Annotated in this window: 8 protein-coding genes and 1 tRNA gene; 6 read left to right on the forward strand and 3 right to left on the reverse strand. The window is 64.0% G+C overall.

What is annotated here, in order from left to right:
* Nucleotide 1: 1 nt before the first annotated feature.
* Nucleotides 2-1168 (reverse strand): acetyl-CoA acetyltransferase, encoded by a 1167-nt coding sequence (locus tag NKH60_RS06950; RefSeq protein WP_352540731.1) that lies wholly within the window; start codon nucleotides 1166-1168, stop codon nucleotides 2-4.
* A gap of 226 nt (nucleotides 1169-1394) precedes the next feature.
* On the opposite strand from NKH60_RS06950, the gene betI reads away from it, so the two are divergent.
* The 5 genes from betI to betB are packed head-to-tail and all read left to right on the forward strand — an operon-like array spanning nucleotide 1395 to nucleotide 7697.
* Nucleotides 1395-1985, forward strand: coding sequence for a transcriptional regulator BetI (gene betI / locus NKH60_RS06955; protein WP_352454288.1), 591 nt, complete (start codon nucleotides 1395-1397; stop codon nucleotides 1983-1985).
* Nucleotides 1982-3511, forward strand: coding sequence for a choline-sulfatase (gene betC / locus NKH60_RS06960; RefSeq protein ID WP_352832898.1), 1530 nt, complete (start codon nucleotides 1982-1984; stop codon nucleotides 3509-3511). The genes betI and betC overlap by 4 nt, the downstream gene beginning before the upstream one ends.
* Nucleotides 3511-4518 (forward strand): threonine/serine dehydratase family protein, encoded by a 1008-nt coding sequence (locus tag NKH60_RS06965; protein ID WP_502898575.1) that lies wholly within the window; start codon nucleotides 3511-3513, stop codon nucleotides 4516-4518. Before betC ends, NKH60_RS06965 begins: the two co-directional genes overlap by 1 nt.
* 3 nt (nucleotides 4519-4521) lie before the next feature.
* Complete coding sequence (gene betA / locus NKH60_RS06970) at nucleotides 4522-6174, forward strand: choline dehydrogenase (protein WP_352832904.1); 1653 nt, start codon at nucleotides 4522-4524, stop codon at nucleotides 6172-6174.
* 59 nt (nucleotides 6175-6233) lie between these two features.
* Nucleotides 6234-7697 carry a betaine-aldehyde dehydrogenase gene (betB, locus tag NKH60_RS06975; protein WP_352832906.1) on the forward strand — a complete coding sequence of 488 codons (1464 nt, stop codon included), beginning with the start codon at nucleotides 6234-6236 and terminating at the stop codon, nucleotides 7695-7697.
* On the opposite strand, the gene NKH60_RS06980 is transcribed toward betB, so the two are convergent.
* Both NKH60_RS06980 and NKH60_RS06985 read right to left on the reverse strand, forming a co-directional pair.
* The gene (locus NKH60_RS06980) at nucleotides 7661-9931 is read right to left on the reverse strand and encodes an AGE family epimerase/isomerase (RefSeq protein ID WP_352832908.1); all 2271 of its coding nucleotides are present in this window, start codon (nucleotides 9929-9931) and stop codon (nucleotides 7661-7663) included. The genes betB and NKH60_RS06980 overlap by 37 nt on opposite strands.
* A gap of 17 nt (nucleotides 9932-9948) precedes the next feature.
* A complete protein-coding gene (locus tag NKH60_RS06985) occupies nucleotides 9949-11463 on the reverse strand; it encodes a phosphomannomutase/phosphoglucomutase (RefSeq protein WP_502907735.1) in 1515 nt (504 codons plus the stop codon).
* A 205-nt stretch (nucleotides 11464-11668) separates the two neighbouring features.
* Between NKH60_RS06985 and NKH60_RS06990 the strand changes: the two genes are divergently transcribed.
* Nucleotides 11669-11745: transfer RNA gene (locus NKH60_RS06990), tRNA-Pro, on the forward strand.
* Nucleotides 11746-12146: the final 401 nt, after the last annotated feature.

Consider the following 12146-nt stretch of genomic DNA (forward strand, 5'->3'; position numbering starts at 1 on the left):
TTTATCTGATCCGGTCGAGAATGGAAACGTAGTTGGCGACCGCGGCACCGCCCATGTTGAAGATGCCGCCGAGTTTTGCTCCCGGCACCTGGATGCCGCCCGCCTCGCCGACAAGCTGCATGGCGCTCAGCACATGCATCGATACGCCGGTGGCACCGATCGGGTGGCCCTTGGCCTTCAGTCCACCGGACGGATTGACCGGCAGCCTTCCATTTTTCGCCGTCTCGCCATCCAGGGCCAGCTTGGCGCCCTCGCCCGGCTTTGCCAGGCCCATCGCCTCATACTCGATCAGTTCGGCGATGGTGAAACAGTCATGCGTCTCGACGAAGGACAGGTCGCCGAGCGTCACGCCCGCCTGCTTCAGCGCCTGGTTCCACGCCTGCTCGCAGCCTTCGAAGGCGAGAATGTCGCGCTTCGACATCGGCAGGAAATCCTGCACATGCTCGTTGGCGCGGAAGGCGACGGCGCGGCGCATCTTCAGCGCCGTGGCCGTGTCGGCAAGGACAAGCGCGGCGGCACCGTCCGACACCAGCGAGCAGTCTGTGCGCTTCAGCGGACCGGCGACGAAGGGGTTTTTTTCGCTTTCCTGCCGGCAGAACTCGTAGCCGAAATCCTTGCGCATCTGCGCGTAGGGATTGTCGACGCCGTTCTTGTGGTTTTTGGCGGCGATCATCGCCAGCGCATCCGACTGGTCGCCGTAGCGCTGGAAATAGGCTTGGGCGATCTTGCCGAAGACGCCGGCGAAACCTGCCGGCGTGTTGCCGTCCTCCGGCAGATACGAGGCCTTGAGCAGGTTCTTGCCGATCTCGGGACCGGGCGTCGTCGTCATCTGCTCGGCGCCGACCACCAGCACGATACGGGCGGCATTGGCGTCGATGGCGCGGATGCCTTGCCTGACCGCCGCCGAGCCGGTGGCGCAGGCGTTCTCGACGCGGGTCGCAGGCTTGAAGCGCAGCCGGTCGTCTGCCTGGAGGACCAGGCTCGCGGTGAAATCCTGGGCGGAAAACCCGGCGTTGAAGTGGCCGAGCACGATCTCGTCGACGTCATCCGGACCGATGCCGGCATGATCGAGCGCCTCGACTGCCACCTTGGTGATCAGGCCCTCCAGCGTCTCGCCTTCGAGCTTGCCGAAGCGCGAATGCGCCCAACCGACGATGCATGCTGTCATGGCGATCTCCATCCTGTGGACCCGGGCTACGCGATACTTGCAGCGCGCCTCAGCATTGTTCAAGCATGAACCGTTCCGCCGGCTTCGTGAAGGGGCCAGAACCGCACAATCGCTTGATCTTGATCATCTGGTCATAGTGCCTGGCTTTTGCCAGCAAATCAGGCCGGATTTTTGTTGATTGATGCGTCAATAAAAAATAATCTTGCCCCAACAGGCCGGAGCAAGAATGCCGAAACTCGGAATGGAGCCGTTGCGCCGCAGGGCGCTAATCGATGCAACGATCTCGGCGATCGGCGAGCGCGGTTCGCTTGATGTGACGATGTCGGAAATCGCCGGGCGCGCCGGCGTGTCCTCGGCGCTTGCCCACCATTATTTCGGCGTCAAGGACGAATTGCTGTTGGCGACGATGCGGCACATCCTCAGCGAGCTCACCGCCGATACGCGCCGTGCACTTCGCGCGGCCGGCACGGCGCGCCAGCGCGTCTCGGCGGTGGTCGCGGTCAATTTCTCCGACATCCAGTTCCAGCCCGAAACGATCGCCGCCTGGCTCGCCTTCTATGTCGAGGCGCAGAAATCGGCAGCGCTTCGACGGCTGCTCAAGGTCTATGCGCGGCGGCTGCATTCCAATCTGCTCAGCGGGCTGGCCGGGATCCTGCCGAGAAGCGAGGCCGACCGGGTCGCCGAAGCGACGGCGGCGCTGATCGACGGGCTCTATATCAGGCGCGCGCTGAAAGACGGTGTTCCCGATGCCGCGACCGCGATCGCACTGGTCGAGGACTATCTCGAAACGAAGCTCAGCGGACGGCAGAAGCAGTGACATCCAAGCGACCCAACATCCTGATCGTCATGGTCGATCAGCTCAACGGAACGCTGTTTCCGGATGGGCCGGCGGACTTCCTGCACGCGCCGCATCTGAAGGCGCTCGCCGCGCGTTCGGCGCGTTTTTGCAACAATTACACGGCCTCGCCGCTCTGCGCGCCGGGCCGCGCCGCATTCATGAGCGGCCAGTTGCCGTCACGCACCGGGGTCTATGACAACGCCGCCGAATTCGCGTCTTCGATCCCGACCTTTGCCCATCATCTGCGCGCCGCCGGTTATCACACCTGCCTCTCCGGCAAGATGCATTTCGTCGGGCCGGACCAGTTGCACGGTTTCGAGGAGCGGCTGACCACCGACATCTATCCGGCCGATTTCGGCTGGACGCCCGACTATCGCAAACCCGGCGAGCGCATCGACTGGTGGTATCACAATCTCGGCTCCGTCAGCGGCGCCGGTACTGCTGAGATCACCAACCAGCTGGAATATGACGACGAGGTCGCCTTCCATGCCGTGCAGAAGCTTTATGATTTTGCCCGCGTCTCCGACGATGCCGCACATCGGCCCTGGTGCTTGACGGTTTCTTTCACCCATCCGCACGATCCTTACGTCGCACGGCGGCAATACTGGGACCTCTACGAGGATTGCCCGGCGCTCGAGCCTGAGGTCGGCTTCATTCCTTACGACAGGCAGGACCCGCATTCGCAGCGGCTCTACCGCGCCAGCGACTATGACAGGTTCGACATCACCGCTGAGCAGATACGCCGCGCACGGCGCGGCTATTTCGCCAACATCTCATATCTCGACGACAAGCTCGGCGAGCTGCTGTCGGTGCTCGAGCGCACGCGCATGCTCGACGACACGATCATCCTGTTCTGCTCGGATCACGGCGACATGCTCGGCGAGCGCGGCCTGTGGTTCAAGATGTGCTTCTTCGAAGGTTCGGCGCGGGTGCCGCTGATGATCGCCGGCAAGCGTATCGCCGCCGGGCTGATCGACACGCCGGTCTCCAACCTCGACGTGACGCCGACGCTTTGCGACCTCGCCGGCATCGACATCAGCGCGATTGCGCCGTGGACCGACGGCCAGTCGCTGCTGCCGCTGCTGAATGGAAAGAAGCGCTCCGCGCCGGTGCTGATGGAATATGCCGCCGAAGGCTCGAACGCGCCGATGGTGGCGCTGCGCGAGGGCCGTTACAAATTCATCCATTGCGAGATCGATCCGCCGCAACTGTTTGATCTTGAATCGGATCCGCTGGAATCGACCAACCTCGCCGCCGATCCGGCCAATGCGGCTTTGGTGACCGCTTTCTCCGACAAGGTGCGGGCGCGCTGGGACATGGCGGCGTTCGATGCAGCGGTGCGTGCCAGCCAGGCACGCCGCTGGGTGGTCTACCCGGCGCTGCGCAACGGCACCCATTATCCCTGGGAATTCCAGCCGCTGCAGAAGGCATCGGAGCGCTACATGCGCAACCACATGAACCTCGACCTGCTCGAAGAGCAGAAGCGCTTTCCGCGAGGCGAATGATGGCAGATAGTCTCGTCCCCTCGCTCGACCATCTCAGGCAGGCCTATGCCGTCACCTCCAAGGCGACGCAGATCACGCCGCTCCTGGAATCGGCGGCACTTGCCCGCGAGACCGGCGCCGCCCGCGTCTTCGTCAAGGCCGAATCGCTGCAATGGGCAGGATCGTTCAAGGTGCGCGGCGCCTACTGGCGGCTGAAGAAGCTCTCGCCTGACGAAACCAAAAAGGGCGTCGTCGCCTACTCCTCCGGCAATTTTGCGCAGGGGCTAGCGGCGGCTGGCCAAGCGCTTGGCATTCCCGTCACCATCGTCATGCCGATCGACGCCCCTGCCGCCAAACGCGATGCCACGTCAGGGTATGGCGCGCGCGTGGTGCTGACTGACCATGGCGAACGCGCGCGTGAGGAAGTCGCCGCCGCCAGAGCGCGTGAGATCGCCGCGAGCGATGGCTTGGCGCTGCTGCACCCGTTCGACGATCCGGAGATCGTCGCCGGCCAGGCCGGCGCCGGACTGGAGGCACTCGACCAGCTCGCCGCCAGGCAAGTGGAGGCCGATGGCTTGTTCTGTTCGGTCGGCGGTGGCGGGCTGATCGGTGGCGTTTCGCTGGCCTTCCACTATCTGTCGCCCGCCACGGAGATCATCGGCGTCGAGCCGGAAGGTTTTGACGGCATGGGCTCGTCGCTCGCGCATGGCGCCATCGAAACCATGCCGATCGGACCGAAATCGATCTGCGACGGGCTGATGTCGCGGCGGCCCGGCGACGCGCCGTTCGCAGCGGTGAAGGCCGCCGGCGTTCGCGGCGTCACCGTCGACGATGCTTCGGTGCGGCGCGCCATGCGCCTCGCCTTCGAGCGGCTGAAGCTGGTGCTCGAGCCATCCGGCGCTGCCTCGCTGGCGGCGGTGCTCGGCGGCAAGGTCGACATAACCGGCAAGACCGTTCTGGTGATGGCAACCGGCGGCAACGTCTCGCTGGCCGATTTCATTGCGCATATGAACCACGGGCGCGCATGAACCATGCTTGAAGCGGATTTCGTCATCATCGGCTCCGGCTCGGCCGGCTCGGCCATGGCCTACCGGCTGTCGGAGGACGGCAAGCATTCGGTGATCGTCATCGAATATGGCGGCAGCGATATCGGGCCGCTGATCCAGATGCCGTCGGCGCTGTCGATCCCGCTCAATATGAGCCTTTACGACTGGGGCTTCGCCAGCGAGCCGGAGCCGCATCTCGGCGGCCGCGTGCTGGCGACGCCGCGCGGCAAAGTCATCGGAGGCTCATCCTCGATTAACGGCATGGTCTATGTGCGCGGCCATGCCCGCGACTTCGACCATTGGGCCGAACAGGGCGCGACCGGCTGGGGCTTTGCCGATGTGCTCCCGTACTTCAAGCGCATGGAGGACAGCAATGGCGGCGAGAATGGCTGGCGCGGCCACGGCGGCCCGCTGACTGTGCAGCGCGGCTCGAGGACGAACCCACTCTACGGCGCCTTCGTCGAGGCAGGCCGTCAGGCCGGTTTCGAGCTGACCGACGACTATAACGGCGCGAAGCAGGAAGGCTTTGGGCCGATGGAGCAGACCATCCGCGGCGGCCGTCGCTGGTCGGCCGCGAGCGCCTATCTGAGGCCGGCGCTGAGGCGGAAAAATGTCAGCCTGGTCAAGGGTTTCGCCCGGCGGGTAATCATCGAGAATCAACGCGCCACCGGCGTCGAGATCGAAGTGCGCAAACGGATTCAGATGGTCAGAGCGCGGCGCGAGGTGATCGTTGCCGCGTCCTCGATCAACTCGCCCAAGATCCTGATGCTGTCCGGCATCGGCCCCGGCCAGCACCTTAGGGAGAATGGCATCCCGGTGATTGTCGACCGGCCCGGAGTCGGCCGCAATCTGCAGGACCATATGGAACTTTACATCCAGCAGGAATCGACAAAGCCGATCACGCTGAACTCCGTCTTGAACCCGTTCTCGAAGGCGCTGATCGGGGCACAATGGCTGTTCTTCAAGTCCGGCCTCGGCGCCACCAATCATTTCGAGGCGGCCGCCTTCGTACGCTCGCGCGCCGGCGTCGACTATCCCGATATCCAGTATCATTTCATCCCGGCCGCGGTCCGCTATGACGGCAAGGCGGCGGCCAAGGCGCACGGCTTCCAGGCGCATGTCGGGCCGATGCGGTCGAAGTCGCGCGGTTCGGTCACGCTGCGCTCGCCCGATCCCAAATCGAAGCCGGTGATCCGCTTCAACTACATGTCGCATCCGGACGACTGGACGGAGTTCCGCCACTGCATCCGGCTGACCCGCGAGATCTTCGGGCAGGCGGCCTTCGATTCGTACCGCGGCAAGGAACTGTCGCCAGGTTCACATGTGCAATCGGATGAGGAGCTCGACGCCTTCATCCGCGACCACGTCGAAAGCGCCTATCACCCGTGCGGCACCTGCAAGATGGGCCGTGCCGACGATGCGATGAGCGTCGTCGATCCAGAATGCCGCGTCATTGGCGTCGAAGGGCTTCGGGTCGCCGATTCCTCGATCTTCCCGCGCGTCACCAATGGCAATCTCAACGCTCCGTCGATCATGACCGGCGAGAAGGCCGCCGACCACATTCTCGGGCGTACGCCGCTGCCACCTTCCAACCAGGAACCATGGATCAATCCGCGCTGGCAGGTGTCGGACAGATAGGCCATGATCCGGCGGACGCATATTCCGCATGCCGCGACAAGACGATTTGGAGAACAGTCATGCGCGCCCAGCCAACGGCATCGCATTATGTCAACGGCCGCTATATCGACGACGAGCGCGGCGCAGCGCTGCCGGTTATCTATCCGGCAACCGGCGAGACCATCGCCATGCTGCGCTCGGCGACGCCGAACGTGCTGGAGCTCGCGATCGAGGCCGCGCGTGCAGCACAACCGGCCTGGGCGCGGCTGAAGGCGGTCGAACGCGGCCGCATCCTGCGCCGCGCCGCCGACATTTTGCGCGCGCGCAATGCCGATCTGGCGCGCATCGAGACGCTGGACACTGGTAAACCGATCCAGGAGACGCTGGTTGCGGACGCCCCGTCGGCGGCCGACTGCCTGGAATATTTCGGCGGCGCCGTCGCCGCCTTTAATGGCGAGGCCGTGGATCTCGGCGGACCCTTTGCCTATACCAGGCGCGAGGCGCTCGGCGTTTGCGTCGGCATTGGCGCCTGGAACTATCCGATCCAGATCGCCGGCTGGAAATCCGCACCCGCCCTCGCAATGGGCAATGCGATGGTTTTCAAACCATCGGAAAACACGCCGCTATCAGCGCTGGCGCTCGCCGAAATCTACACCGAGGCCGGGCTGCCCGACGGGCTGTTCAACGTGGTCCAGGGTTTTGGCGATGTCGGCGCCGGCCTTGTCGGCCACGATGTCGTCGCCAAGGTCTCGGTGACCGGCTCGGTGCCAACCGGCCGCAAAGTGCTGTCGCTCGCCGGCTCAAAGATGAAGCACGCAACGATGGAGCTCGGCGGCAAGTCGCCGCTGATCGTCTTCGAAGACGCCGACCTCGAAAATGCCATCGGCGGCGCGATGCTCGGCAATTTCTATTCGACCGGCCAGATCTGCTCCAACGGCACGCGGGTCTTCGTGCAGAGCGGCATCCATGACCGTTTCGTCGAGAGGCTGACCGAACGGACGAAGAAAATCCGCATCGGCGATCCGCTCGATCCGGACACGCAGATGGGGCCGCTGGTCTCGAAGGCGCAGCACGACAAGGTCGTCTCATACATAGAGGCCGGCAAGCAGGATGGCGCGGTGCTCGCCTGCGGCGGCAATGTGCCTTCGCTGCAGGGTTTCCAGGATGGCTTCTTCGTCGAGCCGACGGTGTTCACCGGTGTCACCGACACGATGCGCATCGCCCGCGAGGAGATTTTCGGGCCGGTTATGAGCGTGCTGAAGTTTGACAGCGAGGACGAGGTGATCGAGCGCGCCAACGACACCGAATTCGGCCTCGCCGCAGGCGTGTTCACGCGAGACCTGGCGCGCGCCCATCGTGTCATCGCCGAACTGCAGGCCGGCACCTGCTGGATCAACGCCTACAATCTGACGCCGGTCGAAATCCCCTTCGGCGGCTTCAAGCAATCCGGCATCGGCCGCGAGAATTCGCTCGCGGCACTGGCGCTCTATTCGCAGCTGAAGTCGGTCTATGTCGAGACCGGGGATGTCGCCAGCCCGTACTGATCCTTGGGCGCCGTGCCGTCCAGATACTGCGTCAGCGCGCAGACGAGATGATAGAAGATGCTGGCCGGCACCTCGCTCGCCAAGGAGCGGCCACGCTCGTCGATGCGGTCGATCCACAGGCCGAGCGGCGCCGGATTGATGTGCCAGCGGAACAGCCGGCCGACCCGTGCTTCGATCTCCGGCTTCAGGTCGGGACCGCCCGAACCGTCCAGCGCGATCGCCGCCTTGATCGCTTCGGCCTGCGGCCAGCTGCGCGAGACGCGGTCGAGCGGCAGGCCTTGCCGCGAGACGGCGCCGTAGGCGAGGCCCGTGGCGCGGTTCAGGCCATTGGCGATCGCCGACGCGTAGAGCTTCCGCGCAAGGCCGGTCAAGCCGCTCTGGCCGCTGCGGCCGGCGAAGTCGACCAGCAGCGAGGCCCATTCGAAATGATGGCCGGGTTCGGTCCACGTGCCCTTCTCACCAGGGGTCGGCCGCCATTCATGGTCGAAATACTCACCCAGCGTCCAGCTTTCCGGGTCGAAGAAATGGCTGCGAAACAGATCGACGATGCGCGCGGCGCGACGAAGATGGGCGCGCTCGCCGGTCGCCTGATGCCAGGCCAGGAATGCCTCGAGCAGATGCATGTGCGGGTTGGAGCGGCGCTCGCCCTCGCCGCTCGAGGTCTCGCGGAAGCCGGTCAGGCGTTCGTCCTCGAGATGCGCGTCGATGAACGCAAAGGTCTCCTGGCCAAGCCGCAACGCATCGGGATTGCCGCACATATGGGCATGCGCCAGCGCCAGGAGCACGCAGGAATGGTCATAGGCATCCTCGGCGGCGTCGGCGACGGTGCCGTCGACGTTGAGCGTGCGTACCCAGCCGCCATTGTCGGTACGTCCGTGCCTGGCCATGAATTCGAGGCCGTGGCTGATCAGCCGATCGGCCGGGCCGTTCCAGCCGCGCGCCTTGGCGACGGCGAAGGCGTAGATCTGCCTGGCCTGCGTGCGCATGCGCTTGGGTTTCATCAGAGGGGCGGCATCGAAGCCGAGCGCCTCGTGGAACCCGCCGTGGCGCTCATCGACGCCGACCGTCGACCATAAGGGCACCGTCTCCTCGAACAGCCAATGGTGCACGCGGCGCTGCCAGGCGCCGCTTTCGATGACGCGGTCGTCGGCGGGCGTGAACCTGGTCTCAAGGCGGCCGCTTTTTTCGAGCTGCTCGACGATCTTCTTGACGTTCTGGCTGTGACTGACCGGAGCAACGAAAGTGGCGTCGGCGGTCGACACGATGGCGACGTCCTTCAGGCCTATGGCCGACAGCAGGCGGCCGTCGCTGCGGATATAGGAGTTCTCGCAATCGATGGCGACGACATCGCCGACGATGACATTGCCCTGCGTGTCGGAGGGGCCGACGTCGAGCAGCGATTGCCAGGAGCCGAGATCGTTCCAGCGAAAGCCGGCCGGCACCATGGCGATGCCGCTGGCGCGCTCCATGATCGCATAGTCGATCGATGTCGATGGGATGGCGGCATAGAGATCCAGAGGCATGTAGAGGCCGGAAAGATCCGATGTCGCAGCCTGGTAGGCAGCCTCTGTGGCGCTCCAGATGTCGGGCTGGAAGGCCATGAACGCGTCGCGCATGGCACTTGCGCGAAACAGAAAGATGCCGGTGTTCCAGTAGAAGTTGCCAGCCTTGAGATAGCTCTGCGCCGTGGCGAGATCGGGTTTTTCGACGAAACGCGAGACATCGCAGATGCCATCGCGCTCGCCGGCCACCTCGATGTAGCCGTAACCGGTCTCGGGTTGGGCGGGCTTGATGCCGAACACAACCAGCCTGCCTTGGCGCGCGGCCGCCGTGCCGGCCTCGATGCTCCGCCAGAATTGCTGTGGCGTCGCGATCTCATGATCGGACGGCACCACCAGCACCAGGCTGTCGCCGAATTCCGACAGCGTGCGCAGGCTTGCCAAAGCGACGGCCGCCGCGGTGTTGCGTCCGGTCGGCTCGAACAGCGGGCCGCCGCCGGAAAGCTCGTGACCGGCAATGTCGGCATGAACGCGGTCGGCGTGCCTTTCCGAGGCAATCAGGAAAACCGGCGTTTCGCCTTCCGGCCGCGCGGTCAGCCGCCGCAGCGTCTTGGCCAGCATTGAGCCGTCGCCCGAGAAGTCATGGAACTGCTTGGGATTGTCCTCGCGCGACAACGGCCACAGCCGCGAGCCGACGCCGCCGCTCATCACAAAACTGACGATCCGTTCGGTCATGAAAACAAGCCCCGCGTTCAAAAAGTCTGATTGTAGGCGCCGACTTCGGGGCTGCGGCGCAGCACCGCATCGACGGCTTCGAACATCTGCCGGCGCCGCTCGGACGATACCGGGCTCTCCACCACCACCACAAGCTCCGGCTTGTTCGATGATGCCCGCACCAACCCCCATGTACCATCCTCCGCCACGACCCTGACACCGTTGACGGTGATCAGTTCGGCGATCTTCTGGCCGGCGAAGACCGTGCCCTCGTCCTTCATCTTGCGAAAGTCGCCTACGACGCGCTCGACGACGCCGTATTTGAGCTCGTCGGCGCAATGTGGCGACATGGTCGGCGTGCCAAAGGTCAGCGGCAGATCGCGATAGAGGTCAGCCATGCTGCTTTGCGGGCTGCGATCCAGCATCTGGCAGATGGCGATGGCCGTGACCAGGCCATCGTCATAGCCGCGGCCGATCGGAGGATTGAAGAAGAAGTGGCCCGATTTCTCAAAACCGGCGACAGCGCCGAGTTCGGCCACGCGCCGCTTGATATAGGAGTGACCGGTTTTCCAATAGTCGGTGACCGCGCCATTTTCCCGCAACACCTTGTCAGTCATGAACAATCCGGTCGACTTGACGTCGACGACGAAAGTCGAGCCGGGATAGAGGTGCGAAATGTCGCGCGCCAGCATGACGCCGACCTTGTCGGCGAAGATCTCGTTTCCTTCATTGTCGACCACGCCGCAGCGATCGCCGTCGCCGTCGAAGCCTAGCCCGACATCGGCGCCCGTTTCCAGCACCTTGTCGCGAATGGCGTGCAGCATCTGCATGTCTTCGGGGTTGGGATTGTAATTGGGAAACGTATGATCGAGCTCGACGTCGAGCGGGATGACCTCGCAGCCGATCCTTTCCAGTGCCTCGGGAGCGAAAGCCCCGGCGGTGCCGTTGCCGCAGGCGGCCACCACCTTGAGCTTCCTGGAGATACGCTTTCCCGCGGTCAGATCGTCAAGGTAGGTTTTGCGGAAATCCGCAACGAAGGCGTAGGAGCCACCACCGACAAGGTCGAAATCGCCTGACAGCACGATCGCCTTCAGCGCGCTCATCTCCTCCGGACCGAAGGTCAGCGGACGCGCCGCGCCCATCTTGACGCCGGTCCAGCCATTCTCGTTGTGTGAGGCAGTGACCATGGCAACGGACGGCGTGTCGAGCGCGAACTGGGCGAAATAAGCCATCGGCGACAGGGCAAGCCCGACATCCTTGACCCGTGCGCCGGCCGCCATCAGCCCGGAAACCAGCGCCAGCTTGATGGCAAGCGAATAGGAGCGGAAATCGTGACCGGTGACGATGTCGGGTCCGGCACCCAGGCGACGGATCAGCGTGCCGAGCCCCATGCCGAGCGCCTGGACGCCGATTAGATTGAGTTCCGGCGTTTCGTTCGAGCCGGGATGGCCGAACCACCAGCGCGCATCATATTCGCGAAACCCGGACGGCATGACGAGCGCCGAGGTTTCGAACTCGAATGTGTTTGGTCTGGCATCGCTAACGATCTTCATCGACAAGGCTGCAAACTCCAGGCGGCTGAATCAGGTGCTTCGAGGCAAGTGGACGGTTACCCAGATGCCCTTTAAGCCGTGTTTGTGCGACAGGAAACTGAAACCTGTATGACGTGGCGGCGAAAGCGAAAGAAATGCGACAGAAGCGCTGCCATTGGCGCTTGCAGTAACCAAACTCGGCGGCTATAAGCCCGCGGTCTGGTCACGGAGTGTAGCGCAGCCTGGTAGCGCACATCGTTCGGGACGATGGGGTCGCAGGTTCAAATCCTGCCACTCCGACCAGAAAAAACATTGTCCAACCCGGGAGGCAATGGCTCAGGGCTCGTAGGGGCTCTTCCAAGTTGCGCCTGTACATTCGACAAAAAGAGGTTTGGCCGAGGAGAGGCTACGCGGTGCCCGCAGTGGCATCGGATCGCGGCTATTGCTAACGCATGTTCGTCACCGAAAAAAGCGAGATTTCCAAGGCATCGGAAACCTCCCCCGCTTCGAAATGCCAAATCGTCCCGTGAAGGCCGGCGTGAGATTTACACCTCGGTTGCAACCGGAACATGGGATAGCCCGAGCCACCATTTTGATGCGGCTGTCAGCCGCCCTCCGGGAATGCACCAAGACTCGTCATCCGGCGGGAAAGCCAAGCCGGCGGGATTCTGCGCCGCCTTTCGCAAGTCTTTGCATCTCACGGC

This window comes from Mesorhizobium sp. M1006 (assembly GCF_040318825.1).
Classification (GTDB): Bacteria; Pseudomonadota; Alphaproteobacteria; order Rhizobiales; family Rhizobiaceae; genus Mesorhizobium.